We start from the raw sequence: 26651 nt of genomic DNA on the forward strand, positions 1-26651 counted from the left end.
GGCATGGCACCCTCGGTGGGCAACGATTTCGACGGCCTCGCAGCCCTCGTGACCGGCGGCGCGTCCGGCATCGGGGCGGCCATCGCCGACCGCCTCGCAGCCGGCGGGGCACAGGTAGCGGTCCTGGACCTCGCACCCGAAAGCAGTCCGCACTTCGGCGTGCAGTGCAACGTAGCCGACGACGCCTCGGTGCGTGCCGGCGTCGAGACCGTTGTAAACCAATTCGGCCGCCTGGACATCGTGATCAACAATGCCGGAATCGGCGCCCAAGGCGACATCACCGCGAACGACGACGACGAATGGCTCCGTGTCCTCAACATCAACGTGGTGGGCATCGCCCGCGTCAGCCGTGCGTCCCTGCCCTATCTGCGACAGTCTCCAGCGGCCGCGATCGTGAACACCTGCTCCATCGCGGCAACGGCAGGGCTCCCTCAGCGGGCACTCTATTCGGCGTCGAAGGGTGCGGTCCTGTCGCTGACGCTGGCCATGGCGGCGGACCACGTCCGTGAGGGCATCCGGGTGAATTGCGTGAACCCCGGCACCGTAGACACTCCATGGGTGGGCCGGCTGCTGGACTCCGCCGCCGACCCCGCCGGCGAGCGCGCGGCCCTCAACGCCCGCCAGCCACACGGTCGGATGGTGGACCCCGTCGAGGTAGCCGGCGCCGTTGCCTACCTTGCGAGCCCACTGTCAGGCTCGACGTCGGGAACCTCCCTGGCGGTCGACGGCGGCATGCAGGGCTTGCGGTTGAGGCCGGTTCAGTAGGGGGCTGCGTAACGCAACTGTCCCGCAACGTCCTGCCGTCAGTGTTCGCCTATGCTCAACTCCAAGGAATCAACGGCGATCCACCAAGGAGACACGGCCATGAGCAACTGGCGCATCAGGGACTTCCACTCGTCCGACCTGGACGGCATCCTGCACCTTTGGGAGTCACTCAAGGCCGACGGCGTCGAGCCCGTCTACGCGTTGTCCGAGGTCCTTGCGTCCTGCGAGAAGGACCACGCGGTGGTGGCGGTGCAGGGTGAGCAGGTGGTGGGTGCTGCCGTCGGTCGCGCGGCACATGACCAGGGCTGGATCGTCTTCTTGGCCACGCTGACCGAGTTCCGGGGCCGCGGCATCGGCACCTCGCTGCTGTCCGCCGTCGAGAACCGCATGGCTCCGCACGGCCTCAACAAGTTGTCCGCCCTCATGCCGGAAACCGAGACCCGGGTGGAGGCATTCCTGGGCCGCGGCTTCGTGGTCAAGAAGAACCTGCGGTATTTCGAGCGGACCATTCCCGTGCAGCGCCAGGAGCTCGGCGCGTTGGGGCTGCTGGGCGGGCGGATCCTGGCACGGGATCTTTGGGAGAACGTGGCAGGCATGCGCCGCGAGAAGGAGCTGCTGGAGCGCCGCTTGGTCCTTCCCCTGGCCGAGGCCGACCTCGCCGACGAATACGGTGTGGTCCCTCCGCGGGCAGTGGTGCTGTTTGGCCCTCCGGGCACGGGCAAGACCACCTTCGCCAAAGCCATTGCGTCCCGTTTGGAATGGCCGTTTGTTGAGGTCTTCCCCTCCCGCCTGGCCTCGGATCCCAAGGGCTTGGCGGGGGCCTTGCGCGAGACCTTCCTGGAAATCGCCGAGCTGGAGCACGCCGTGGTGTTCATCGACGAGGTGGAGGAGATCGCGTCACAGCGTGCCGGGGATCCGCCATCGCCGTTGCAGGGCGTCACCAACGAGCTCCTCAAGATCATTCCGGCCTTCCGCGAACAGCCCGGCCGGTTGCTGGTCTGCGCCACCAACTTCATCCGCGCGCTGGACACCGCGTTCCTGCGTCACGGCCGCTTCGATTACGTCATCCCCATCGGCCTCCCGGATGTCCACGCCCGCGAAGCCATGTGGCAGCGCTTCATTCCCTCCACCGTGGTGGACACCGTGGACATCGCCCAGCTGGTGGAGCGGACGGAGGGCTTCTCCCCCGCCGACATCGAGTTCGCGGCGCGCAGTGCCTCCCAGCGGGCCCTGGAAAAAGCTGTATACGACGACGAGGGCTCCGGTCTTGCGACCAACGGACGCAAGGGGCCGATCACCCAGGATTACCTTGACGCGATCGCTGATACCCGGACAACGGTGAGCGCCGAGGTGCACCAGGACTTCCTTGAGGACATCGACGTGCTGGGCCGCGTGTAGGGCTTCTGGCCGCGAGATCGCCGGAATGCTGCAGGATCGCCGTGCCTATCCGGCGAGATGGACGCATTCCCGCGATCTCGGCGTGGATCCAATGCGAGCCGGTAATCTTTGAGCCATGTCCACGAATCCCCTTCGCCATGCCCTTTCACGCATGGGCGGCCGCGATCCCCATGAGAAGCACCGCACAGCCACCCCATTGGAGCTGTTCTTCGACCTGACGTTCGTCATTGCGTTCGGTGTTGCCGGCAGCCAGTTCGCCCACGCCGTGGCTGAAGCCCATGTGGGAGCCGGCCTTCTGGGCTTCGGCTTCGCCATGTTCGCCGTCATCTGGGCATGGATCAACTTCACCTGGTTCGCCAGCGCCTACGACACCGATGACTGGGTGTTCCGTGTAGTCACCATGGTCCAGATGGTGGGTGTGCTGATCCTGGCCATGGGCATTGAGCCGATGTTCCACTCGATCGTGGAAGGGGACCACGTCAACAATGTGGCCATCCTTATTGGCTACATCATCATGCGCGTCGCACTGATCTTCCAGTGGCTGCGCGCCGCCCGGCAGGATCCCGAACGCCGCGAGACCTGCCTCCGGTACGCGAAGTACCTGGCGATCGTGCAGGTGGGCTGGGTCATCGCCCTGGTCATCGAGACGGATGTCCTCACCACGTTCCTCATGGCGGCCCCGTTGTTCGTCCTGGAGATGGCCACTCCCTACTTCGCCGAGCGCAAGATCCGCACCCCGTGGCATGCACATCACATCGCCGAAAGGTACGGGCTCCTGGCCATCATTGCGCTGGGCGAGTGCTTGATCGGAGCCATTGAGACCCTGCGGGCGATCGTGGCCCTGCACGGCTGGACCCTGGACGCTGCTTTGGTGGGGTTCAGCGGAACCGGGCTGGCCTTCGCCATGTGGTGGATCTACTTCATCCTGCCTTCAGGGCCTGCACTCCATTTCCAACGGCACCGCTCCTGGATCTTCGGCTACGGACACATTTTAGTCTTCGCGGCCATCGCGGCCACCGGCGCCGGCCTTCATATCGCTGCCTACTTCATCGACCACGAAGCGCACATTTCCGCTGCAGGTGCAGTGGCTTCCATCGCCATACCGATCATCCTGTTCAAGGTCTCGCTCACCACCCTTTACAGCATCATGCTCGGCCCGGACCGGGAACTGCTCTGGAGCTCGGCGTTGGTGGTCCTGGGATTGGGTGCAAGTATCGCCATGGCCGCAGCAGGCGCGTCCGTCCCTCTGTGCATGCTGGAAATGATGGTGGTCCTGGGGTTGTCCATTGCTTACGATGAGCGACGCGGACACAAAGGCCGGGCAGCAGCGCTCCGACGACTGGAAACCGCCGCCGGCTAGCTCCACGCGACTACTCCGGAACGATCTCGTCCAGCTCGGCAAGCAGATGCGGATTGATCCGTTGCAGGATCATCCGGACCTCTTCCCTGGGCACGGCCGTGTACAGGACCGGACGGGCGTCGGCGTAGCGGGTTGTCGGCGGCTTGTCCGGCCATTTTTCGGCGAGCGCCTGGACCCTCTCGGGAAGTGAGTTGTGCGCGTTGTCCGCGATCTTCACCAACGTGGCGTCGTGGTCCTCGGCGACGTAACGGATGCCGGCGTCGTAATCCTCGGGATCGTCGTGAAAGCGGCGGGTGACGCGCTCGATAATGGCAAGGGCCCGCTCCGAGACCCCCATGTCCAGCAGGGCCTGCCGGGTGATGGGCGTGTCCTCTGCGATGTCGTGCAGGTAGCCCGCGATCTGGATGTCGTCGTCGAAGTCGGCGAGGGCATCACCCACGGCCAGAACGTGCTCCCTGTAGGGTCGCTTGAGTTTGTCCTTCTGCCGGTTGTGGGCCACCTCTGCCAGGACTTGGGCTGTCTCTACGGTGAATCGTGGTTCGGTCATGTTGGCCTCCGGATTGGTGAGGTGCCGACAGTGATCGGTCCTGCCTTCAGGCTATCGGCTTCCCCGGACAGGGAACACCTGGGTTACCAGTCCTGCACGGCCCTTGCGGCAATGGCGACGGTGACGGCCCTGGGCAGGCGCTGCGCGAAGCCTGCCGCCACCCGGTTGACCCAGCCGGAGACCACGCTGCCTGGCGTTCCCTTGCGATCGAGCGCCTTGATGGCCGTTCCTACAACCTGCGCCGAGGTCTGCATCCGGCCGACCGCAGCGGACTGGCTGCCCAAAACGTCGAAGAACTCGGTGCGCGTCGCTCCGGGGCAAAGAGCGAGGACGTTGAGTCCGGAGTCCTTGGTCTCGTGGGCAACGGCCTCCGTGAAACTCAGGACAAAAGCCTTGGTGGCACCGTACACGGCCATCCCCGGAATGGGCTGGAAGGCGGCCGTGCTGGCAACGTTCACCAGGGCGCCCTTCGCGGAGGACAACATGCCGGGAAGAAAAGCGCGGGTGATGTCCACCAAAGCAGCAACGTTGAGGGAGATCTCAGAGGCAATGCCCTCCGGATCCTCGTCCACGAAGGCAGAGTGGGTGCCGAAGCCCGCATTATTGATCAGAGTGTCCACGGTGATGTCGCGGCTGCTCAGTTCGCTGAGAAGCTCGCGGCCAACGCCTGGACGCCCCAGGTCCATCGGCAGGACGGTCACATTGATGCCGTGCTTGGAACGCAGGCCCTGGGCGACTTCTTCCAAGCGGTCTGCGCGGCGGGCCACCAGGACCAGGTGGGAGCCGCGGGCTGCGAGTTGACTGGCGAACTCGGCACCGAGCCCGGAGCTGGCGCCGGTGATGAGAGCAGTGGTCCCGGAGTAAGTCATTGTCATGGCATGTCCAATCATTGGGAATCTGATGTAGTCGCTGTCAACATGGTAGGCAGTGTCTACTTTGTTGTCAATGGCTACATTGGCCTAGACTTGGCCCATGACCGACCAGCCTTACCACCACGGCAAGCTCCGCGAGGCCCTGCTGGAGCGCGCCATGGAAACCATCGAAGAAGCTGGCGTGGACGGCCTCTCCCTGCGTCAGCTTGCCCGGGATGTGAACGTCAGCCATGGCGCTCCTGCCAAGCACTTCCGCGACAAACAAGCCCTGATTGACGCCTTGGCGTTGGCTGGCTTTGAGTCGATGAACCGTCGCATCCACGGCGCCGCCCAATCGGGAGACCACCTCCGCGGCCGATTCGTCGGCGTAGCGCAGGCGTACGTTGACTTCGCTGTAGCCCACCCGGCGCTCCTGTCCGTGATGTACTCCACCAAGCATCACCCTGACTCCAGCGCCGAGCTGCGAAGCACAGGCGAACAAGGGATACAGGTAGCCCAGGCCATGATCACCGAGGCCCAGGAGGCAGGTGACCTGGCTGCCGGCGACCCGGAAACACTTGCCATGGTGTGCTTCGTGAGCCTCCACGGCGCTGCCGTTCTGGCCGCGGGCAAACACTTGGACGGAACCACCGTGGAGGACGTCGTGGCTGCCACCACCGACACACTCTGGGCAGGCATGGCCGCCGGCGTTCCCGCCGCGCAGCTCAGCTAAGCCGACAGCATCCAGACAGCCGACTTGGTGGGCTGCTTATGCCCGGGGATTTTTCCACACCCAGGGTGTCTTGGGCAGCTTCTTCGGATCGAATTCCGACAGCGCATCCCGCAAGGTTCCTGTGGGCAGCCCCAGCGACTCAAGGATCAGGTCCCGCACGCGTTGCGCTGGAATTCCGACGGCGGCGAGGTCGCCCAGCGTGACCGCGCCGTCGCGCTTGGCCAGCCTCGCGCCGTCGTGATTCACCACCAGCGGAACGTGGGCGTATTCCGGGGCCGGCAGGCCCAAGAGCGTTGCCAGATACGCTTGCCGCGGCGTGGAAGGAAGAAGGTCGTCACCTCGCACTACCTGGTCGATCCCTTGGGCGGCATCATCCACGACGACGGCGAGGTTGTAAGCGGTGACGCCGTCATTGCGACGCAGCACGAAGTCGTCCACCATCCCCACAAAGGTGCCGTGCAACTGGTCCTCAACAGCCCACTCAGCGGTGTCCGAGCGAAGGCGGATCGACGCGGGACGCGACGCCCTGCGGATCTCGCGTTCGGCGTGGGACAACCGCAGGCACGTCCCCGGGTACGCGCCCTGCGGCGCATGCGGTGCGGACGGCGCCTCCTGGATTTCCCGCCGCGTGCAGAAGCATTCGTAGGTACGGCCCTCAGCGGTCAGGCGGGCAATCGCGTCGTCATAGAGCGCCGCGCGCTCAGTCTGGCGAACGACGGCGGCGTCCCAGTTAACACCGACGGCTTGCAAATCGCGGAGCTGCTCCGCTTCCGCGCCTGACCGGGCGCGGTCCAGGTCCTCGACGCGAAGCAGGAAGTTGCGGCTGCTCGACTTCGCGAACAACCAGGCCAGGATGGCAGTCCGCAGGTTCCCAACGTGGAGTTCACCGGAAGGGCTCGGGGCGAAGCGGCCAGCGGAAGTCATGCCCCAAGCCTATGTGTCCCCGCCCGGGGCAGGGCAACGCAAGAGCCCCTCAGCTACCGCAACGATCCGGTGGCTCAGGGGCTCTTACTTTGTGCCGCCCTGACGACGGGCGGGTGCAGAATGACAATGCTGTGAACAAGAGTCAATCAGCGGCTGTTTCCTTGCGGGAAACCTCTGCAGGGTTCCGGGTGGTGTGCCGGGTGCCTGGTGCCTGCGGGATCCGGCGGTAGCCTCGCCCTGCTTCGTTGTCACCATTTCAACAGGAGACATACAGTAGGTGCAATGGACGAGGAAAAACTTGGTCGATCTGACCAGTACCAACCGAAAAACCAGACAGGAAGTGGTCACTTTGCAGGAACTCGACGCCACAGACCGACGCATCCTCGCCGCGCTGGACGAGGATCCCAGGGTCCCCATCATGGTGTTGGCCCAGAAGCTGCACCTCGCGCGCGGCACCGTGCAATCGCGCCTTGAACGGATGACGGCATCCGGAGCCTTGCGCGCCAACAGCAGCCGGGTCCTGCCCACGACGCTGGGTCGCGGGGTGGCTGCGGCAGTCAGCGCGGAGCTCGACCAAAGCCATTTGAATGAGGCCATCGCAGCACTTCGGGACATCCCCGAAGTCCTCGAATGCCATGCGCCTGCCGGTGACACCGACCTCATCATCAGGGTTGTGGCCAGGAGCCCGGATGATCTCTACCGCGTCTCCGAGGAAATCCGGCTGTGCCCTGGAATTGTGCGCACATCAACCAGCATGTTTCTCCGCGAAGTGATCCCCTACAGGACAACGGGCCTGCTGGAAGACAGCCAGCCCTAGACCGGCGGTCCGATGTTGGTTTTCAGATTCTTCATCACCAGCGTTGAGGTCAGGCGCTCGACAGCTGGCAGGGCCGCGAGTTCGTCATCATAGAAACGCTGGTAGGCAGGCAGGTCCGCGGCGATGACCTTCAGCAGGTAGTCCGGGGAGCCGAAGAGCCGCTGGGCCTCCACGATGTTGGGACTCGCTGTCACACGCTCCTCGAAGTCCGCCATGATGGTGCGCTCCACCTGCCGGAGGGTGACGAAAACGATCGCCTCGAAACCCAGCCCCACCGCGGCAGGATCGATGTCGGCCCGGTAGCCACGGATCACACCCGAGGACTCCAGATCGCGGAGCCGACGGTGGCAAGGAGCCACAGTCAAACCCACCTTTGCAGCGAGAGCCGTGGCAGTCATTCGACCATCTTCTGCGAGGTGGCGCAAAATACTTCTATCGATTCCATCAATCACGCAAATATCTTACCGAGAATCAGTGCGCGAGGGCTAAATGAGGGAACACTTATGGGCAAATTTTCCCTAGAGTTTTCTTACCCCCTAACCCCGGAGAGACCCGTGAATCCGCAACTGTTCCTCGCCTTCATTCTTGTAGCCGTCACCTTGGCGTGCACCCCCGGCGTCGACTGGGCCTACTCCATTTCAGCTGGTCTTCGTCAGCGCAGTTTCGTACCGGCGGTTGCGGGCCTGTGCAGCGGCTACGTGGTCCATACGCTGCTGATGGTTGCGGGGCTGGCCGCCCTCCTGGCAGGAGTCCCGGGACTTCTGGGCTGGCTGACAATTGCCGGCGCTGCCTACCTGCTGTGGCTCGGCATCGGCACCATCCGCTCCTGGCGAGGTGCCAGCTTCAGCGCGGAAGACGCCGTCGTGCATTCCGGCAATCAAGTCCGCACGTTCTTTCAAGGTATGGGAACCAGCGGCATCAACCCCAAAGGCTTGCTGTTCTTTGTAGCGCTGGTTCCGCAGTTCGTGAGTCCGGAAGCAGCACTCCCCGTTCCGCTGCAGTCAGGCCTGCTGGGCCTGACCTTCGTGATACTCGCCGGTACCGTCTACACGGCGGTCGCCCTGACCTCCCGGAAATTGTTGGCTTCCAGGCCGGGTGCCGCCAAGGTAGTGACACTGGTCAGCGGAATCATCATGATCGGGCTGGGGGCAGTGCTGCTGTCGGAGCAACTCCTTCCGCTTCTTCCGCAGATTTCTGCGGCAAGCACCTAGGCCGCCAGCAGCTCGTCCAGGCGCTCGTAGCCTTCCACCACGCCGTAGTTCATCCCGGTGGCCAGCGCCATATCCCGCGCTTCAACCGAGGGGTAGACCTCGTGGGCAACGATGCGGGTGCGGCCGTCCACTTCCTCAAACGTGGTGGTGCTGAGGCCAATCTGGTTCGGGGCGCCATCGAATTCGAACGTCATGATGATCAGCGCATCAGCATCCACGGTGTGGAAAATGCCGCGGAAGCCATACATTCCGCTGTCATCTCCGCTCTCGTAATGCCAACTGCCGCCGGTGGTCGCGTTGTATTCGGTGACTTTGGTGACCGTACTGCGTGGGCCCAGCCACTTGGCCAGCAGGTCGGGATCCACATGGGCCTTGAAAACTGCACTGACTGGGGCATCGAATTCGCGGACTGTGTCAACGAACGGGACGCCATCGTCAGCGGTGATTGTTGTTGGATTGCTCATTTCAGTTCCTCTTTCTTCTTTGCTGGTTTCTCATGCGGTTCTTCAGTGCCTGCGCCCAGCAGTTGGTCGAGCTGCCGGTAACGCGATTCGGCGATCAATCGGTATTGGTCAATCCAGGCCGTCAGGTGCTCCAGGGCTGCCGCGTCCAGGTGAACCGGCCTGCGCTGCGCATCACGGGAACGCGTCACGAGCCCCGCGTGCTCCAGCACCTGAATGTGCTTGGAAACTGCCTGTTTGGTGATGGTGAATGGTTCTGCGAGCTCGTTGACAGTGGCGTCTCCGCGGGAAAGCCGGGCAACCATGGCCCGCCGCACCGGATCGGCCAAGGCCATGAAGGCCTTGTCGAGAGCATCTTGTTCCATCGCCGCGTAAATCCTTTCGTAATCAACCGAATCGTTTATCAATGATTTGGTTGATTACAACGTTACGCCTTCCTGCAGAAGAGCACAATGGTCCCCTTACTCGCCGCCCAGTTGCCTGAAATCGTTCTCCCACAACCGGCGCATCTCAGCGTCCTTGCGGATGACTTCCATCGTCTCGAGCTCCGCGGGAGGGGCCGGGCGCTTGGACCGCGGCGTCAGCGTGCGCCGGCCTTGATCCAACGCAAGGAGCGCCCGGTCGGTGAGGGCATCATTCTTCAACGCCAGGTTGGTCTTCCGGCGTCGGAGTACTTCCTTCAACGCAACTTGGGCCGACTCGAAATCACCACGTGCGCGCTGGGACCGCGCCCGGATCAGCAACAAGGCAGCCGAGAGGTCGTCGGTGTTTAACAGCCCTTCGGTCCACAGCACCACGTCCCGGTGACGGTCCAGCGAATACGCCGCCGTGCAACGCGCTAAAGCTGAGGGCAACGACGGCGGCAACCCCACCACCGCTTCCAGCGCCGACTCCGTCATACCCATCTCCCGAAGGCAGTGGGCCAGGGCAAGGAACACCGACTCCTCGCTGAACAGAACCGGAACCTCTATGCGTTCGGTGACCTCAACCCGAGTGACCACCTGCCCAAGGTAGATCGCCGAGAACTGGCTGGCGTCGTCGTCGATCCTTGTTGTTAAACCGCGCTGCAGCAGCTCGGAAGCCCTCAAGAACCCGCCGTGTTTGTACGCCAGCAGGCCTGCCATCACGTGGCACAAGCCGGCCCACCCGGGGTTCATCCGGCCGAACGCCAGCAGGGAATCAGGTTCCGTAGAGGTAAAAACCGCTTCGTGCATGGCCTTGGCGGGCTTGGACGACAACATCTTCAACCGCGGAACATTCCCCACCACGGACAGCCTGGCATGGTCACGGCCGCCAAGGACACCGGAAAGCACCTCATTCATGCCGTCCGCCAATCCGCGCACGGGCGTCCGGACATAACCCTCGCGGAAAGGCGTGAAATCCCGCGTGTCATGGAAGATCGTGTGCAATCGGCCATTCGGGGGTTGGCTCATAAAACCATGCTAACCGGCCCTGAACTGGGCTCATCCCCTGCTATCGGAGGCATTTCAGGAGTATTATGGCGGCGTCGGCAAGGTTTTGCCACACCCCTTGCCGCAGGTCGGCTCTCCATGAGAAGAGCCGGATAACCGCGTGAAAGGGAGGACTGATGACCACCGCTTCGCACCCCGCCGAACACCACCACATGATGGGGTTGACACTTCGCAACACCGCCATGGGCGTTGGCATTGTATTTCTGCTGGTAGGCATCCTGGGCTTCATTCCGGGAATCACCACCAATTACGGCGCCATGACCTTCGCGGGACATGAATCCGGCGCCATGCTGCTTGGAGTCTTCCAAGTGTCCATACTCCACAACATCGTTCACCTGCTGTTTGGCGTGGCCGGCTTGGCCATGGCAAGGAACGCACGCATGGCCCGCCTGTTCCTCTTGGGCGGCGGCGCTGTGTACATCGTTCTTTGGATCTATGGCCTGGTCATCAACCAGGAAACGGGCGCCAACTTCGTCCCGTTTAACACCGCTGATAACTGGCTGCACCTGATCCTTGGCGTTGCCATGATCGGTTTGGGCGCTTGGCTGGGCAGGGATGCCATGGACGAATCACCCACGGCGCGGAGGAACATGTAGCACCCGTGGATTAACCAACGACGGCGGCCGACCCCTTCCCGGGGACGGCCGCCTTTTCGTGTCCCGAGATGCCAGTTGATGACAATGTTTGCGCCCGTGACTGTCATTAATTGCCACCTCGGCAGCGCCAGGCGCTACTGGGCGCTACTGGGCAGCCGGCATGGGACGAACATCCGTGAACGTGTTTCCCGTCGAGTACTGGTCCAGGCGCCAGGGATTGGCGTTGTTCCGCACACTCTGGAACGTCACGCCGTCAAACGTGGAATCCTGCAGGCCCTTGATGCTGGCGGGGTTCACGTTCCGGAACACCACATCCTGGAAAGTGAAGGCACTGAGGCTGGCCGTTCCTTCGCCGAGGGACGGCCCTGCCTGGATATCGATCACCGGTTTGCTGTCGGATACAGCCATGCCGCAGGTGGGCGAGTTGTTGCCGTCCACGGAAACGTTCCGGACCACCACGTCCTTGAAGGTGGCCGATTCGGCGGCGACATACCCGGACGGTGACTGGTTATAGCTGAGGGACATGATGAACGCGCTGCTGCCCATGCACGCCATCGCAGTATCGCGGAACAGGAAGTCCCGGCCGCCTCCCGCCATGTCCGAGGTACTTTTCATCCGGAGGCCGCCGGTTTCAACTTTGTACATGACGTTGTCCTCAGCGAGGACCCGCTGCACCCAGGCTGCCGTGTTCGAACCGACAGCGACTCCCCCGTGGCCCATGCGCATGTAGTTGTTGAAGATCCAGACGTCCTCGCTGGGCCTCCCCTGGGCTCCGTACTTGCCTTGGCCGGCCGCGAAATTGACCTGGTCATCGCCAGTGTCAAAGAAGTTGTTGAGCACAATCCCGTTGCTGGTCCCGCCAAACTCCAGGCCGTCACCATTGTTGGCGTTGTAGGTGGTGTGGCGCATGGCGTTCACAGTGGTGTTCCGGCTGTCCAGGATCATCACGCCATGGAAGGCCGGGTTGTCCGCGGTGACTCCCTCGATGTACAGGTTCTCCACGCCCATGAACGTCATAAGGCTTGACCGGTACTGGCCGTAGAGAACAGAATCCTCCAGCGTTTCAGGCTTGTTGACCACGCCGGTGAGGAAGTCCGGATTCTCCTTCGCATTACGGAACTGCTCGGCCGCCAACAAGCCATCGTCCAATACTTTTCCGGCGGAACTTGCTGCGTATTGGGGAAGTTCGTTGCCCGCTTCGTCAGTTATCGACCCCCCGGCCGTCCGCTTCCAGCCATTTCCGTCCACCACGCCTTTGCCGACGATGCGGACATTGCTGGCCGCAGCGCCTGGCTCGCGCCCCGCCGTCGAGCGGCCGTTGTCCTCCGGAAGGACATTAAGGAGCGACGGCGGCCGGCGGTAGTTCCGGTATTCGGCCTCGGCGGGGAGGGGCTCAGGTACCGGGTAGAGGTAATAGCCCTTGTCCAAGGGGTAGTCCTCCGCCTGGTCGGAGCCGAGCAGACGTGCGCCCTCCTGGAGTTCCAGGGTCATGTCCGAGTGGAGGAAAAGTGCCCCCGTTGTGAAGGTGCCTGCAGGAACCACCACGGTGCAGCCCGGTGTTCGACAGGTGTCAATGGCCTTCTGGATTGCTTTGGTGTTGAGGGTCTTTCCATCGCCCACCGCCTTGTACGCGGGATTGGTGATGGTGACTTTGTGCCGTGACGGGGTGGTGGTCACGGTGATCGGCGCACTCGCCGCAGATTCAGTCCCGTCTTTCCTCACAGCGGTGACAGTGAACTGGTAGCTGGTGCGCGGAGACAGGCCGGTCACCGTGAAGTTATGGGCCACGGTCCGGATGTGGAATCCATCCTTGTCGGCGGCCCGGAACGCGTCCACGTACTCCTGGGCCGGCGAGAAGATCCGCGCGTTCTCCTCCGCGGTTCCCAACGCCCTGCCGTTCATGTAGACGCGGTAGTCCACGACGTCGTCGTAAAGGTCCGGCTTGTTCCACACCAGCAGAGTCTTGTCACTGCCGGTGGCTTGCGAAGGGACACAAAGGTTTTGTGGCGCCCTGCCGGTGCCTGAATCAAGCTGGATGCTGGAGCTGCAACACGCCGGGCTGTCTGTCTTGCCTGCGGGAGCCCCAGTGGCTGGCGGGCCCGCGGCCACGACGCAACCTAACCCCATCACTGCTGCAAGCGCGAGGCCTCCCACGCTTCGGCGTATTTCCGGTTTTCTTCGGGTCGATCGCATGGATGATCCTTCCCGGGGCACAACGGCGTGCCCCAGTACTTGGAGGCTCAGGCTCTCCGGGAATGGTTGAGAAACGGTAAGAAAACGCTTTCTCAGAACACCCTAGGAAGGTTTGAGGGCGGGGTCAAGCACTTTGATCCGCGCCGACGTGGCACTTAATGACAGTCCGGGAGCGGCGGATTGTCATCAACTGCCATCTCGACGGCGGATGGGCGCCTACCGCGGGGAGCGGCCACCCAGGCGCGTGGTGACCTTTGCCGCCGCTGCGGCGCAGGCTTCGCCGAGGCTGGCCAAGGTGTCCTGTGAGACCCGGAATTTAGGGGCAGGAATCAAGACGGAGGCCACGATGTCACCCCTGTGGTCGTAGACCGGCGAAGCAACCCCCACCTCTTCGATGGAGGTTTCGCCAAAGTTGGCGGCCCAGCCCCGCTTTGCGGCTTCCCCAAGCCGAGCCAGGTAACTTTCCACAGAAGCCTCGTCCAGTCCCGGCAGGGTGATGGAACCACTGCGCAGCAGGTTCCGCACCCTGTCCTTGTCTTCGTTGGCGAGGAACACCTGCACCGAAGAACTCAACGCCTCGTTGTAGCGGGCTCCGAGCGGGGCCAGGTGTTTCACCTGGTGGCGGCTGGGAATCTGCTCCACACACATTGACTCGACGCCGTTCCACACCATGAGGGCGCTCGTCTCGCCCGTGCGTTCGGTCAACTCCCGCAGGACAGGGTAGGCCACGCGTCGCTCTTCGAGTTCCGCCAGGAGGGGGCCCGCCATCGCGATCATCCCCAACCCCAAGCGGAACCTGCGCGAATCGACGTCGCGCTCTACCAGGTTTTCCTGCTCCAGCGTGGCCAGGATGCGCGAAACCGTACTCTTGTGCAGGCCGATCCGGCCCGCGATTTCGGTGACTCCCAGGAGCGGCTCGTCTGCCGTAAAGCTCCTCAGCACCGCGATGGCGTTGACGATGACGGACGTACTCTTGCTGTCGCCGTTAGCGTTGTTGCCGTCAGGAGTCTCGCTGGTTTCCGTGGGAGTCATGGGATCACTATATTTCGCCGGGGCCGTCCGGAAGTTCCGAACCGGGGCCGGCGGACGCCGTGCACTGCGCCCGCCGGCCGTTCCACCTAGGCTCCGATGATGTTGTACTCGGGGCCGAACGGGAACTTGGTGATGTTCTCCGCGCCGTCTTCGCCTACCACCAGGATGTCGTGCTCGCGGTATCCGCCGGCACCCGGCTGGCCGTCCAGCACAGTGATCATGGGCTCCATCGAAACCACCATGCCGGGCTCGAGGACCGTGTCGATGTCCTCGCGCAGCTCCAGCCCGGCTTCACGTCCGTAGTAGTGGCTAAGCACACCGAACGAGTGGCCGTAGCCGAAGGTCCGGTTCGCCAGGAGGCCGTGGCTGATGTAGATCTCGTTGAGCTCCGCAGCGATGTCCTTGCAGACAGCGCCGGGCTTGATGAGTTCAAGGCCGCGCTTGTGGACCTCAACGTTGACGTTCCACAGTTCCAGTGAGCGGGCGTCCGGTTCGCCGTAGAACAGGGTGCGCTCCAGGGCGGTGTAGTAGCCGCTGGTCATCGGGAAGCAGTTCAGGGACAGGATGTCGTGTTCCTGGATCTTGCGGGTGGTGGCCCAGTTGTGGGCGCCGTCGGTGTTGATGCCCGACTGGAACCACACCCAGGTATCGCGGATTTCCGAGTCCGGAAAGGTCCGGGCAATCTCGTGGACCATGGCCTCGGTGCCGATCAGGGCAACCTCGTACTCCGTGATACCTGCAGTGATCGCGTTACGGATGGCTTCGCCGCCCAAGTCACCGATGCGCGCGCCGTGTTTGATGACAGCGATCTCTTCGTCGGACTTGATCATGCGCTGGCGCATGGCCGACTGCGCAACGTCCACCAGCGTCGCGCCGGAGAACGCGGCCTGGATCTTGTTCCGATTGTCCAAGGGCAGCGAGTCATCCTCGACGCCGATGCGGCGCGGGTTGATGCCGCGGGCCCGCAGGACTTCCTGGATGGCGTAGATGTAGTTGTCCCTGCGCCAGTCCGTGTACACCAGGTTGTCGCCGTAGCTGCGGCGCCAAGGCATACCGGCGTCGATATTTGCCGTAATGGTGACCGTGTCATCCTTGGTGACCACCATGCCGTAGGACCGGCCGAAGTAGGTGAAGAGGAAATCGGAGTAGTACTTGATGGAGTGGTAGCTGGTGAGGATGACGGCGTCGAGGTCCTTCTCGGCCATGATCCGGCGAAGGCCTGCGAGGCGGCGCTCGAATTCAGCGTCGGAGAAGGTCAGCGAGACTTTCCCGCCATTGTTGAGGACCTTGGTGCGCTCGAGTTTGGCGACATCGTTGACGGACTCGTTCTGGGTGATGGTCATGGTGGTTCCTTTCAAGGGTTGGTTGTTCTAGTCCTGCAGCAGAGGCTTCTTGGAAGTCTCCGCGGCGAACAGGACTGCGATGAGGGAAACGAGGGCGGCGGCCACGAGGTACCAGCCGGGGGCCAGCTTGCTGTGGGTCATGCCGATCAGGAGTGTTGCCATGAACGGTGCGGTGCCGCCGAACAGGGCGTTGGAAAGGTTGAAGCTGACAGCAAAGCCGGTGTAGCGGACCTTCGTGGGGAAGAGTTCGGCGAGGAAACTGGGCAAGGTGCCGTCGTTAAGGGTGAGCATCCCGCCCAACAGGATCTGCACCAACACGATCACCAGGAAGTTGCGGGTGTCCAGGAGCATGAAGGCCGGGACGGTCAGCAGTATGAAGAGGACTGATGCCGTGATGAGCATGCGCTTGCGGCCGAATTTGTCCGATGCAATGCCGGTCAGGAAGATAAAGCCGATGTAGCTGGCCAAAGCAATGGTGGTGGCCAGGAACGACTCCGTGGCTCCGAAGCCCAGCTCCTCCGACAGGTATGTGGGCATGTAGCTGAGGATCACGTAGAAGCCGACGGCGTTGAGCAGCACCGCACCGGTGGCGATGATGAGCTGCTTCCGGTAAGTCCTGAACATGGCGAACGCCGGGGCCTTCACCGCATTGTCCTTCTCGGCCAGTTCACGGAATGCCGGCGTATCCTCCAGCTTGGTCCGGATGTACCGACCGATCAGGCCCATGGGTGCCGCGAGCAGGAAGGGCAGGCGCCATCCCCATTCGTTGAGCTGTTCTGTGGTGAGGACAGAACTCAGCAGGGCGGCCAGCAGGGATCCCAGCAGCAGTCCGGCTGCGGTACTTGCAGGCACGACGGCGGCATAGAGTCCGCGTCGATTGGCCGGCGCGTACTCCACCAGGAAGGCGGACGCGCCTGCGTATTCGCCTGCGGCGGAGAAGCCTTGGACCACTCTGACCAGGAGGAGCAGGATCGGCGCCATGACGCCGATGGTGGCGTAACCCGGGATCAGTGCGATGCAGAAAGTGGCCACCGACATCAGGACGATTGAGAGGCTGAGTGCTTGTTTGCGGCCGAGCCTGTCGCCGATATGCCCCCAGATGAAACCGCCGAGGGGCCTCACGAAGAAGCTGATGGCGAAGACGCCGAAGGTCGCGAGCAGGGCCGTTTGCCGGTCGGACTCAGGGAAGAAGACTGAGGAGATGATGCCGGCCAGATAACCGTAGACGGCGTAATCGAACCATTCGACAAAGTTGCCGATGAAGCTGGCAGTGACAACTCGCCGTCGAGTGTCCTTGCTGACTGTGTTCTTGGGGCTGGGTGTGTGGTTGTGGCCGGAGGCGGGTGAGATGCCTTGCTCGGCTGCCACAGAGGATTCATTGCTCATGTGTCCACCAAAATCATTGGGGTTGCATTCAACGCAACGCTGTTGCACCAGAGTATGTGTGAGCGCCGCCACGGTCAAGGGCTATTTTTTTTGCTGGTGCAGGTGGCTGAACTCCACTGAAGTCACCGAGAGTGCCGGGGCCCTTTTGCGATCTGTTGCATTCAAACAAACACTGTTGCAACAAGTGGATCAAGATGCCCCATCCTCACGGCCCTCTCTCACATCCCAACCCCTTTCCGCCGACCCTCTCTCACATCCCAACCCCTTTTCCGCCGACCCTCTCTCACATCCCAACCCCTTTTCCGCCGACCCTCTCTCACATCCCAACCCCTTTTCCGCCGACCCTCTCTCACATCCCAACCCCTTCCCACCGGCCCTCTCTCACATCCCACCCCCTTCCCACCGACCCTCTCTCACCTGGGTGAAGAAGGCCCGACAAGTAAGGACGATGCCGCAGCCAAGGCGAGGAAAGTCGCGACTGACGGACGCGCCGGTCCGTCGGGCCGGGCGTGAGAGAGCGACCCGAGAAACGGGTCGGGACGTGAGAGAGCGACCCCCTAAAACCGGTCGGGACGTGAGAGAGCGACCCGAAAAACCGGTCGGGACGTGAGAGAGCGACCCGAAAAACCGGTCGGGACGTGAGAGAGCGACCCGAAAAACCGGTCGGGACGTGAGTAGGGGGTCAGAGGACCTTGCGGATGGTCTCTTCGAAGCTGACCACGTGGTGCAGGGCGAGCTCGCCAGCGCGGTCTTCGTCGCCGTCGGCGATGGCGGTCAAGAGGTCGGCGTGCTCGGAGATGTGGCCGGAGACGGAGGGCATTTTCTCGAGCATGTGGCACCAGATGCGGGTGGCGAGGTTGTCGTAGCGGATAAGGACGTCTTCCAGGTGCGCATTGGCGGAGGCCTTGTAGATGAGCCGGTGCACTTGGATGTCGTAGCGCATGAGTTCCTGCGAGGAAGCATCCTGGCCCTCAAGCTCGCGAATCGCCGCAGCGACAGCACGGAGCTCTGAACGCATGCCCGGACTTGCCATGCGCGCCGCTTTCCGGGAGGCCAGGGGTTCCAGGAGCTCGCGGATTTCGGAGACCTCGGCGAGCTGCGTGATGTCCACGCCGGTAGCGAAGGTGCCCCGCCGAGGGTAGGAAACCACCAGGTGGTCGCTTTCGAGGCGTTTGATGGCTTCGCGGACGGGGGTTCGCCCAATGCCGAGTTCCGCAGCGATCTGACCGTCATTGATGGGATCGCCGGGCTTGATGTCCAGCATGATGAGCCGGTCGCGCAGCAGCAGGTATGCATTCTCTGCGAGGGACGTGCCCTGCGGAGCTGTCTCCAGTGCTTCCAATGCTGCGCTCATTGCTCTCTCCCGTTGTCGTAATCCCAGTCTGTTGGATGAGTTACCGAAGACCTGTTGACGACTATGTGATCTCCAACATACTATGGCAATAGTTCTAATATATCAGTTGCCTAACAGATGGCCGCTTCAAGTACTTCAGAAGGAGAACACCATGGTTGAACCGCTGATCCGCCCGCTCGCACAGGCGGACCCGGAGGTCGATCAGGCGATCGCCCAGGAACTCATCCGACAGCAGTCCACGTTGGAAATGATCGCCTCTGAGAACTTCGCCCCGACGGCTGTCATGGAAGCCCAGGGCTCGGTGCTGACCAACAAGTACGCCGAGGGCTACCCCGGCAAGCGCTACTACGGCGGCTGCGAACACGTTGATGTGATCGAACAGCTGGCCATCGACCGCCTGAAGTCACTATTCGGAGCCGAATTCGCCAACGTCCAGCCGCACTCCGGTGCACAGGCCAACGCTTCGGCGATGCACGCACTGATCACCCCGGGCGACACCATCATGGGCCTGAACCTCGCCCACGGCGGCCACCTGACGCACGGCATGCGGATCAACTTCTCCGGCAAGCTCTATAAGGTTGTCCCCTACGGAGTCCGCGAAGACACCCACACCGTGGACATGGCAGAGGTGGAGCGCCTCGCCCTTGAGAGCAAGCCGCAGCTGATCGTGGCCGGCTGGTCCGCGTATGCGCGGCAGCTGGACTTCGCAGAGTTCCGTCGCATCGCGGACCTGGTGGGTGCCTACCTGATGGTGGACATGGCGCACTTCGCCGGCCTGGTAGCCGCTGGCCTGCACCCGTCGCCGGTCCCGCACGCCCACATCGTTACCAGCACCACGCACAAGACCCTCGGCGGCCCCCGCGGCGGCGTGATCCTGACCAACGACGCCGACATCGCCAAGAAGGTCAACTCCGCAGTCTTCCCCGGGCAGCAGGGCGGCCCACTGGAGCACGTGATCGCAGCCAAGGCTGTTGCCTTCAAGATGGCAGCCGAGCCCGAGTTCCAGGAACGCCAGGTCCGCGTGCTGGAAGGCTCCAAGATCCTTGCCCAGCGCCTCCTCCAGGACGATGTTGCCGCCGCCGGCATCTCCGTGGTCAGCGGTGGAACCGACGTCCACTTGGTCCTCGCCGACCTCCGTCACTCAGTGCTTAACGGTCAGCAGGCCGAGGACACCCTGCACCGCATCGGCATCACGGTCAACCGCAACGCTGTCCCCTTCGACCCCCGCCCTCCGATGGTCTCGTCCGGACTCCGCATCGGTACCCCGGCCCTCGCCGCCCGCGGTTTCGGTGCTGAAGAGTTCACCGAAGTTTCGGACATTATTGCGACGGCGTTGATCGCCGCAGCGAACAGTGGCACCAAAGACAGCGGCACCAAAGACAGCGGCGCCCAAGCAGGCACAGAAGCAGGCAGCGAAGGTGACGTCGCGCTGGACGACGCGACCGCCGTCGAACTCCGCGACCGCGTGACCGCACTGGCGGACAAGTTCCCCCTCTACCCGCATCTCGGCAATGCCGCCGCAACCGCAACCGAAGCAGAACTGATTGGAGCAGCCCAGTGAGTGCAGACCACCTCCCCGAGCACCCGGACTTCCTCTGGCGCAACCCGGATCCGAAGAAGAGCTACGACGCCGTGATCGTAGGCGGCGGCGGGCACGGCCTGGCCACCGCGTACTTCCTGGCCAAGAACCACGGAATGACCAACATCGCCATCCTGGAAAAGGGTTGGCTGGCCGGTGGCAACATGGCCCGCAACACCACCATCATCCGTTCCAACTACCTCTGGGACGAGAGCGCAGCAATCTACGAGCATGCCCTCAAGCTCTGGGAGATCCTTCCGGAAGAGCTGGAGTACGACTTCCTGTTCAGCCAGCGCGGCGTCATGAACCTCGCGCACACCCTGGGCGACGTCCGCGAAAGCGTTCGCCGCGTGGGCGCCAACAGGCTTAACGGCGTGGACGCTGAGTGGCTTGACCCGCAGCAGGTCAAAGAACTCTGCCCCATCCTCAACATCAGCGACAACATCCGCTACCCCGTCATGGGCGCCACGTACCAGCCGCGCGCAGGCATCGCCAAGCACGACCACGTGGCGTGGGCCTTCGCCCGCAAGTGCGATGAACTCGGTGTGGACATCATCCAGAACTGCGAAGTCACCGGCTTCATCAAGGACGGCAACCGGGTAACCGGCGTGCAGACCACCCGCGGCACCATCAACACTGAAAAGGTGGGCCTCTGCGCCGCCGGACACAGCTCCGTGCTGGCAGAGATGGCAGGCTTCCGCCTGCCGATCCAGTCCCATCCGCTCCAAGCGCTGGTGTCCGAACTGCACGAGCCCGTCCACCCCACGGTGGTCATGTCCAACCACGTTCACGTCTACGTCTCCCAGGCCCACAAGGGCGAGCTGGTGATGGGCGCCGGCGTCGATTCCTACAACGGTTACGGTCAGCGTGGTTCGTTCCACGTGATCGAGGAGCAGATGGCCGCGGCCGTTGAACTCTTCCCCATCTTCGCCCGGGCCCACGTGCTCCGGACCTGGGGTGGAATTGTGGACACCACCCTGGATGCTTCTCCGATTGTGGGCCTCTCCCCTGTGGAGAACATGTTCGTCAACTGTGGTTGGGGAACCGGCGGCTTCAAGGGCACCCCCGCAGCAGGCCTGACGTTCGCGCACACCATTGCCACCGGTGCCCCGCACAAGCTGAACAAGCCTTTCGCGCTGGAACGCTTCGAGACCGGTGCCTTGATCGACGAACACGGCGCCGCAGCCGTGGCCCACTAGCCAGGACAGGAAAAGACATGCTCCTCATTTCATGCCCCAACTGCGGGCCACGCGACGAAACCGAATTCCACTACGGTGGCCAGGCGCACATCGCCTACCCCGAGAGCCCGAATGACCTCACGGACCGGGAATGGGCTGAATACCTGTTCTACCGCGAGAACACCAAGGGCACCTTCGCCGAGCGTTGGGTCCACAGCACAGGCTGCCGGCAGTGGTTCAACATGCTCCGCGACACCGTGAGTTACGACATCCACGCCATTTACGCGATGGGCCAGCCCCGCCCGGATCTGAAGACAACCAGCCCCAAGAGCGAACCGGAACAGCCTGGCGAGTTCACCCAGTCCGGCGACTTCGGCCAGGCCGGCGAACCAGGCCTGGCTCCCGGCGCCACCTCACCCACGGCCACCACCCCCATCTCCTCGGAAGGAGTCTAGAAGTGACCAGCAAGAACGCACGCCTCGCCACCGGCGGACGCATCGATCGCAGCATCTCTTGGCGCTTCACCGTGGACGGTCAGGAATTCACCGGCCACCCGGGTGACACCATAGCTTCGGCGCTGCTGGCCAACGGCCACATCAACGCCGGCAACTCCCTTTACGAGGACCGCCCCCGCGGCATCATGGCCGCCGGCGTGGAAGAGTCCAACGCCTTGGTCAAGATCGCTCCCCGTTTCCGCGGCCATGTTGCCGAATCCATGCTCCCGGCCACTGCGGTTTCGCTGGTGGACGGCATGAACATCGAGCTCCTGTCCGGCTTGGGCAAGCTTGACCCGAACGAGGACAAAGCCGAGTACGACAAGAAGTACGTCCACACGGACGTCCTGGTGGTCGGCGGCGGCATCGCCGGCCTGGCAGCAGCCCGCGAGGCTGTCCGCACCGGCGCCCGCGTCATCCTGATCGACGACCAGCCCGAACTCGGCGGCTCGCTGCTCTCCGGTTCAACCGCCGAAGGACTCGCCGAGCAGATCGAAGACAAGCCGGCACTCGAATGGGTGGCAGACGTTGAGGCAGAGTTGGTTTCCGCCGCCGAATGCACGGTGCTGAACCGTACTACGGCCTTCGGTTCCTACGACTCCAACTACTTCATCGCAGCCCAGAACCGCACGGACCACCTGAGCGTTCCGGCCGCTTCGGGCGTCTCCCGCCAGCGTATTTGGCACATCCGTGCCAAGCAGGTTGTCCTGGCTCCCGGCGCCCATGAGCGTCCCCTGGTCTTCGAGAACAACGACCGCCCCGGCATCATGCTCGCCTCGGCCGCCCGTACCTACCTGAACCGTTACGCGGTGGCAGCCGGTTCACGTGTCGTCATCGGCACCACCAACGATTCCGCTTACGCGCTTGCCGCGGACCTGTTGGCAGCAGGCGTGGCGGTTGCCGCCGTCGTCGATGCCCGTCCGCAGATCAGCGCGAAGGCCGCTGCCGCCGTCGAGTCCGGTGTCCGTGTCCTCATCGGCAGCGCCGTGGCCGACACGTCCGCGGATGCCACCGGCCGCCTCAACGGCGTCACCGTCCGCAGTATCAACGACGACGGCGAACTCACCTCGGGCGTCGAACAGCTGGCTGCCGACCTGCTCGCCGTTTCAGGTGGCTGGAGCCCGGTGGTCCACCTCCACAGCCAGCGCCAGGGCAAGCTGCGCTGGGATGACGAGCTCGCCGCCTTCATCCCCACCACGCCGGTCCGAGACCAGCAGGTTGTGGGCGCAGGCCGTGGCAGCTACGAACTCCAGGACTGCCTGGCTGAAGGCATCTCGGCGGGAGCAGCGGCGTCCATCGCTGCCGGCTTCGAATCCGCAACCACCCCGGTGGAACTGCAGGCCCCTGTGGCGAGCGCGCCGAGCCGCCAGCTGTGGCTGGTTCCCGGCCAGTCCCGTGAGCCCGGTGAGTGGCACCACCACTTCGTCGACTTCCAGCGTGACCAGTCCGTGGCGGATGTCCTCCGCTCCACCGGTGCCGGCATGCGGTCCGTGGAGCACGTGAAGCGGTACACCTCCATCAGCACGGCCAACGATCAGGGCAAGACCTCCGGAGTCAACGCGATCGGCGTCATTGCCGCCGCGTTGAAGTTCGGTGGCGCCGAAAGCGTTCCCGGCGTCGGCGAGATCGGCACCACCGCCTACCGTGCACCGTTCACCCCCGTGGCTTTCGCAGCCTTGGCCGGACGCCAGCGCGGCGAGCTCTTCGACCCGGCCCGGGTCACCTCCATCCACCCCTGGCACGTTGCTCAGGGCGCGCTATTCGAAGATGTTGGACAGTGGAAGCGTCCTTGGTACTACCCGCAGGGCAGTGAAGACATGGACACGGCCGTCCTGCGCGAATGCGCAGCCGTCCGCGAATCCGTGGGCTTCATGGACGCCACAACGCTGGGCAAGATCGAGATCCGCGGCAAGGACGCCGGCGAATTCCTGAACCGTGTGTACACCAACGCGTTCAAGAAGCTCGCCCCGGGATCCGCCCGTTACGGCGTGATGTGCACCTTGGACGGCATGATCTTCGATGACGGCGTGACCCTGCGCCTGGATGAAGACCGCTACTTCATGACCACCACCACCGGCGGCGCAGCGAAGGTCCTGGACTGGCTGGAAGAGTGGCACCAGACGGAGTGGCCGGAACTGGATGTGGTCTGCACGTCCGTGACCGAGCAGTGGAGCACCATCGCCGTCGTCGGACCGAAGTCCCGCGCCGTGATCGCGAAGCTTGCACCCGAGCTCGCCGTGGATGGCGGCCTGGATGCCGAGGCCTTCCCGTTCATGACCTTCCGCGAGACCACGCTGGCTTCAGGAGTGCAGGCCCGCGTTTGCCGCATCTCCTTCTCCGGCGAACTGGCCTACGAAATCAATATCCCGTCCTGGTACGGGCTCAACACCTGGGAAGCCGTTGCGGCCGCGGGCGCCGAGTTCAACATCACCCCCTACGGCACCGAAACCATGCACGTGCTCCGCGCCGAAAAGGGCTACCCGATCGTCGGGCAGGACACCGACGGTACAGTCACCCCTCAGGACGCAGGCATGGACTGGATCGTTTCCAAGGCCAAGGACTTCATCGGCAAGCGCTCCTACCTCCGTGAGGACGCCAGCCGCGAGGACCGCAAGCACCTGGTCAGTGTTCTTCCCGTGGACCACTCGCTGCGGTTGCCGGAAGGCACACAGCTGGTGGAAAAGGGCATCCCGGTCAACCCGGCTGACGGACCCGTTCCCATGGAGGGCTTCGTGACCTCCAGCTATCACAGCGCCGCGCTGGGCCGTTCCTTCGCCCTGGCACTCATTCAAAACGGCCGCAACCGCATCGGCGAGACCCTCGTGGCTTCGCTGGGAGACCAGTTGGTGGACGTGGTTGTTGGCGAAACCGTACTTTTCGATGCTGAAGGGACCCGCAAAGATGGCTGAAACAGCAACACCATCAGAAACAGTCAACCGTGTACGGGGCGCCCGCCGCAGCCCGGCCGAGCACTTGGCTGACGCCTTCACCTCCGGCTCCGTGCCGGGCACGGTGACGCTCACCGAGATTCCGTACCAGGCCATGGTGGGGATCCGGGTTGACCGAACGTCCGACGCCGCTGCCCGCGTTGCGTCCGTGACCGGCGGCTTGCCTGCTGCTTGCGGTGAGGTGACGGGCGCCGTTTCGGACAAGGACTCCGTCAACACCTTGTGGCTTGGCCCCACCGAGTTCCTGGTGGTCGCACCGGAGGAGGCCCACGATTCACTCGGGGGCACCTTGGTCAGCGATCTGCTCGCGGCCTTGGGCAACGATGCGGGTCAGGTGGTGGACCTGTCCGCCAACCGCACCACGTTCGAGCTCTCGGGCAGCCATGCCCGGGCGGTGCTCGAGAAGACCTGCGCGCTGGACCTGCACCCCCGTGTCTTCAAGGCCGGCACGGCTGTCTCCACCGAGCTCGCCCACATCCCGGTGATGCTGTGGAAGACCTCTGACGAGAGCTACCGGATCTTTCCCCGGGCCTCGTTTGCCGACTTCCTGGGACGCTGGCTCCTCGACGCCATGCGGGAGTACGCCTCCCCCGAGGTCCCCTAATGGCACTGAGTGTGCTTGACCTGTTTTCTGTTGGCATCGGGCCGTCGTCCTCACACACGGTCGGCCCGATGCGCGCGGCAAAGCAGTTCACGGACGGTCTTGAATCGTCCGGCCAACTCCCGGCCACAGTGCGCGTCCAGGCCGAGCTCTTCGGCTCCCTGGGCGCCACTGGCCGGGGCCACGGCTCAGACAAGGCCGTGGTGTTGGGGCTGCAAGGCCACTCCCCTGAGACTGTGGACACTGCCACGGCTGACGACCAGGTTGCAGCTGCGGCGCTCGACGCCGAACTGCGCCTGGGCGGCAACCACCGGGTGGACTTCAACTGGGACGAGGACGTGGTCCTGCACCGCCGCAAGTCGCTGCCTGCCCACCCGAACGGGATGACTTTCCGGGCGTTGGACCACACCGGGGCAGTGTTGCGGGAACGCAGCTATTACTCCATAGGCGGCGGCTTCGTGGTGGATGGGGACGCAACCGGTACCGACAAAGTGGTGGTGGACGACACCGTTCTCCCGTACCCCTTCACCACCGCTGATGAACTGCTGGCCATTTGCATGCGCGAAGGCAAGTCCATCTCCGACATCATGCTGGCCAACGAGCTCGTGTGGCGCTCCGAGGAAGAACTTCGCGAAAAGCTGCTGGGAATCTGGGCTGTCATGCAGGAATGCGTGGACAACGGCTGCTCTGCAGAGGGCATCCTGCCTGGCGGCTTGAAGGTCAGGCGACGGGCGCCGTCGTTGTTCAAGACGCTCGCGGCCACCGACGCCGCAAACAAGGCCGACGGGGCTGCATCCAATCCTTCGGACCCCCTCCTCGCCATGGAATGGGTGAACCTGTTCGCTCTGGCCGTGAATGAGGAGAACGCCGCGGGCGGCAGGATTGTCACCGCGCCCACCAACGGTGCCGCCGGAATTGTCCCGGCGGTCCTGCACTATTACACAAAGTTTGTTCCCGGGGCCAACGACGACGGTGTCGTACGCTTCCTGCTCGCGGCGGCCGCCGTCGGAATCCTGTTCAAGATCAACGCGTCCATCTCCGGCGCCGAAGTGGGCTGCCAAGGCGAGGTAGGTTCTGCCTGCTCCATGGCTGCTGCCGGGCTCTGCGAAGTCCTCGGCGGAACGCCGGAGCAAGTGGAAAACGCCGCCGAAGTTGGCATCGAACACAATCTGGGCCTCACCTGCGACCCCGTGGGTGGTCTTGTGCAGATCCCCTGCATCGAGCGCAACGCGATTGCCAGCGTCAAGGCCATCAATGCCGCCCGCCTTGCCCTGCACGGCGACGGCAGCCACAAAGTGTCCCTCGACAAAGCCATCAAAACCATGCGCGAGACCGGCGCCGACATGAAATCCAAGTACAAAGAGACCTCCCGCGGAGGCCTCGCCGTCAACGTAGTGGAGTGCTAGCC

At 63.5% G+C, this 26651-nt stretch carries 25 protein-coding genes; 13 read left to right on the forward strand and 12 right to left on the reverse strand.

All coding sequences use genetic code 11. The features are described 5' to 3' along the window. Positions 1–3 precede the first annotated feature (3 nt). The 3 genes from ACR30Z_RS16770 (at position 4) to ACR30Z_RS16780 (ending at position 3523) form a co-directional block, all read left to right on the forward strand. A complete protein-coding gene (locus tag ACR30Z_RS16770; protein ID WP_434373692.1) occupies positions 4–765 on the forward strand; it encodes an SDR family NAD(P)-dependent oxidoreductase in 762 nt (253 codons plus the stop codon). Positions 766–864: 99 nt separating this feature from the next. After that, the gene (locus tag ACR30Z_RS16775; protein WP_434373694.1) at positions 865–2163 is read left to right on the forward strand and encodes an ATP-binding protein; all 1299 of its coding nucleotides are present in this window, start codon (positions 865–867) and stop codon (positions 2161–2163) included. A 115-nt stretch (positions 2164–2278) separates the two neighbouring features. Beyond that, on the forward strand, positions 2279–3523 hold the full coding sequence (locus tag ACR30Z_RS16780; protein WP_434373695.1) for a low temperature requirement protein A: 1245 nt from the start codon (positions 2279–2281) through the stop codon (positions 3521–3523). Between the two features lie 10 nt (positions 3524–3533). Here ACR30Z_RS16780 and ACR30Z_RS16785 read toward each other — a convergent pair whose 3' ends face one another. Beyond that, positions 3534–4070: an HD domain-containing protein gene (locus tag ACR30Z_RS16785; protein ID WP_144652884.1), complete on the reverse strand. Its 537-nt coding sequence runs from the start codon at positions 4068–4070 to the stop codon at positions 3534–3536. An 83-nt stretch (positions 4071–4153) separates the two neighbouring features. After that, positions 4154–4945, reverse strand: coding sequence for an SDR family NAD(P)-dependent oxidoreductase (locus ACR30Z_RS16790; RefSeq protein ID WP_434373697.1), 792 nt, complete (start codon positions 4943–4945; stop codon positions 4154–4156). Between the two features lie 97 nt (positions 4946–5042). On the opposite strand from ACR30Z_RS16790, the gene ACR30Z_RS16795 reads away from it, so the two are divergent. Next, a complete protein-coding gene (locus tag ACR30Z_RS16795; protein WP_434373699.1) occupies positions 5043–5654 on the forward strand; it encodes a TetR/AcrR family transcriptional regulator in 612 nt (203 codons plus the stop codon). Between the two features lie 36 nt (positions 5655–5690). Here the strand turns inward: ACR30Z_RS16795 and gluQRS are convergent, their stop codons facing one another. Continuing rightward, positions 5691–6578 (reverse strand): tRNA glutamyl-Q(34) synthetase GluQRS, encoded by an 888-nt coding sequence (gluQRS, locus tag ACR30Z_RS16800; protein WP_434373701.1) that lies wholly within the window; start codon positions 6576–6578, stop codon positions 5691–5693. Positions 6579–6927: 349 nt separating this feature from the next. Between gluQRS and ACR30Z_RS16805 the strand changes: the two genes are divergently transcribed. Then, positions 6928–7395 (forward strand): Lrp/AsnC family transcriptional regulator, encoded by a 468-nt coding sequence (locus ACR30Z_RS16805; RefSeq protein ID WP_434373887.1) that lies wholly within the window; start codon positions 6928–6930, stop codon positions 7393–7395. Here the strand turns inward: ACR30Z_RS16805 and ACR30Z_RS16810 are convergent. Further along, positions 7392–7847 carry an Lrp/AsnC family transcriptional regulator gene (locus tag ACR30Z_RS16810; protein WP_144652888.1) on the reverse strand — a complete coding sequence of 152 codons (456 nt, stop codon included), beginning with the start codon at positions 7845–7847 and terminating at the stop codon, positions 7392–7394. The two genes, ACR30Z_RS16805 and ACR30Z_RS16810, sit on opposite strands and share 4 nt — an antisense overlap. A gap of 102 nt (positions 7848–7949) precedes the next feature. On the opposite strand from ACR30Z_RS16810, the gene ACR30Z_RS16815 reads away from it, so the two are divergent. Next, positions 7950–8606 carry a LysE family translocator gene (locus tag ACR30Z_RS16815; RefSeq protein WP_144652889.1) on the forward strand — a complete coding sequence of 219 codons (657 nt, stop codon included), beginning with the start codon at positions 7950–7952 and terminating at the stop codon, positions 8604–8606. On the opposite strand, the gene ACR30Z_RS16820 is transcribed toward ACR30Z_RS16815, so the two are convergent. The 3 genes from ACR30Z_RS16820 to ACR30Z_RS16830 form a co-directional block, all read right to left on the reverse strand. Further along, the gene (locus tag ACR30Z_RS16820) at positions 8603–9070 is read right to left on the reverse strand and encodes an SRPBCC family protein (protein ID WP_434373704.1); all 468 of its coding nucleotides are present in this window, start codon (positions 9068–9070) and stop codon (positions 8603–8605) included. The genes ACR30Z_RS16815 and ACR30Z_RS16820 overlap by 4 nt on opposite strands. Continuing rightward, positions 9067–9432, reverse strand: coding sequence for an ArsR/SmtB family transcription factor (locus ACR30Z_RS16825; protein ID WP_144652891.1), 366 nt, complete (start codon positions 9430–9432; stop codon positions 9067–9069). The genes ACR30Z_RS16820 and ACR30Z_RS16825 overlap by 4 nt, the downstream gene beginning before the upstream one ends. Positions 9433–9528: 96 nt before the next feature. After that, on the reverse strand, positions 9529–10500 hold the full coding sequence (locus ACR30Z_RS16830; RefSeq protein ID WP_434373707.1) for a hypothetical protein: 972 nt from the start codon (positions 10498–10500) through the stop codon (positions 9529–9531). Between the two features lie 155 nt (positions 10501–10655). Here ACR30Z_RS16830 and ACR30Z_RS16835 point away from each other — a divergent pair, with 155 nt between their 5' ends. Beyond that, entirely contained in the window at positions 10656–11135 is a 480-nt protein-coding gene (locus tag ACR30Z_RS16835) for a DUF4383 domain-containing protein (RefSeq protein WP_144652893.1), read from the forward strand. A 144-nt stretch (positions 11136–11279) separates the two neighbouring features. Here the strand turns inward: ACR30Z_RS16835 and ACR30Z_RS16840 are convergent, their stop codons facing one another. The 5 genes from ACR30Z_RS16840 to ACR30Z_RS16860 form a co-directional block, all read right to left on the reverse strand. Continuing rightward, on the reverse strand, positions 11280–13328 hold the full coding sequence (locus ACR30Z_RS16840; protein WP_434373709.1) for a glycosyl hydrolase family 28 protein: 2049 nt from the start codon (positions 13326–13328) through the stop codon (positions 11280–11282). A 216-nt stretch (positions 13329–13544) separates the two neighbouring features. Further along, on the reverse strand, positions 13545–14360 hold the full coding sequence (locus ACR30Z_RS16845; protein ID WP_434373711.1) for an IclR family transcriptional regulator: 816 nt from the start codon (positions 14358–14360) through the stop codon (positions 13545–13547). Positions 14361–14446: 86 nt separating this feature from the next. Next, positions 14447–15703: an aminopeptidase P family protein gene (locus ACR30Z_RS16850; protein WP_144652896.1), complete on the reverse strand. Its 1257-nt coding sequence runs from the start codon at positions 15701–15703 to the stop codon at positions 14447–14449. Between the two features lie 27 nt (positions 15704–15730). Then, positions 15731–17089, reverse strand: coding sequence for an MFS transporter (locus ACR30Z_RS16855; protein ID WP_434373714.1), 1359 nt, complete (start codon positions 17087–17089; stop codon positions 15731–15733). 682 nt (positions 17090–17771) lie between these two features. Further along, a complete protein-coding gene (locus ACR30Z_RS16860; RefSeq protein WP_434373715.1) occupies positions 17772–18443 on the reverse strand; it encodes a GntR family transcriptional regulator in 672 nt (223 codons plus the stop codon). 151 nt (positions 18444–18594) lie between these two features. On the opposite strand from ACR30Z_RS16860, the gene glyA reads away from it, so the two are divergent. The 6 genes from glyA to ACR30Z_RS16890 are packed head-to-tail and all read left to right on the forward strand — an operon-like array spanning position 18595 to position 26649. Further along, positions 18595–20004 (forward strand): serine hydroxymethyltransferase, encoded by a 1410-nt coding sequence (gene glyA / locus ACR30Z_RS16865; RefSeq protein WP_434373717.1) that lies wholly within the window; start codon positions 18595–18597, stop codon positions 20002–20004. Further along, positions 20001–21221: a sarcosine oxidase subunit beta family protein gene (locus ACR30Z_RS16870; protein ID WP_011776430.1), complete on the forward strand. Its 1221-nt coding sequence runs from the start codon at positions 20001–20003 to the stop codon at positions 21219–21221. Before glyA ends, ACR30Z_RS16870 begins: the two co-directional genes overlap by 4 nt. Before the next feature lie 17 nt (positions 21222–21238). Next, entirely contained in the window at positions 21239–21655 is a 417-nt protein-coding gene (locus tag ACR30Z_RS16875) for a sarcosine oxidase subunit delta (protein WP_144652900.1), read from the forward strand. Between the two features lie 2 nt (positions 21656–21657). Beyond that, positions 21658–24603: a 2Fe-2S iron-sulfur cluster-binding protein gene (locus tag ACR30Z_RS16880; RefSeq protein ID WP_434373719.1), complete on the forward strand. Its 2946-nt coding sequence runs from the start codon at positions 21658–21660 to the stop codon at positions 24601–24603. Next, complete coding sequence (locus ACR30Z_RS16885) at positions 24596–25246, forward strand: sarcosine oxidase subunit gamma (RefSeq protein ID WP_144652902.1); 651 nt, start codon at positions 24596–24598, stop codon at positions 25244–25246. The genes ACR30Z_RS16880 and ACR30Z_RS16885 overlap by 8 nt, the downstream gene beginning before the upstream one ends. Continuing rightward, the gene (locus ACR30Z_RS16890; RefSeq protein WP_144652903.1) at positions 25246–26649 is read left to right on the forward strand and encodes an L-serine ammonia-lyase; all 1404 of its coding nucleotides are present in this window, start codon (positions 25246–25248) and stop codon (positions 26647–26649) included. Before ACR30Z_RS16885 ends, ACR30Z_RS16890 begins: the two co-directional genes overlap by 1 nt. Positions 26650–26651 lie beyond the last annotated feature (2 nt).

The sequence above is a fragment of the Paenarthrobacter sp. FR1 genome (assembly GCF_051106045.1).
Lineage (GTDB): Bacteria > Actinomycetota > Actinomycetes > Actinomycetales > Micrococcaceae > Arthrobacter > Arthrobacter nitroguajacolicus_A.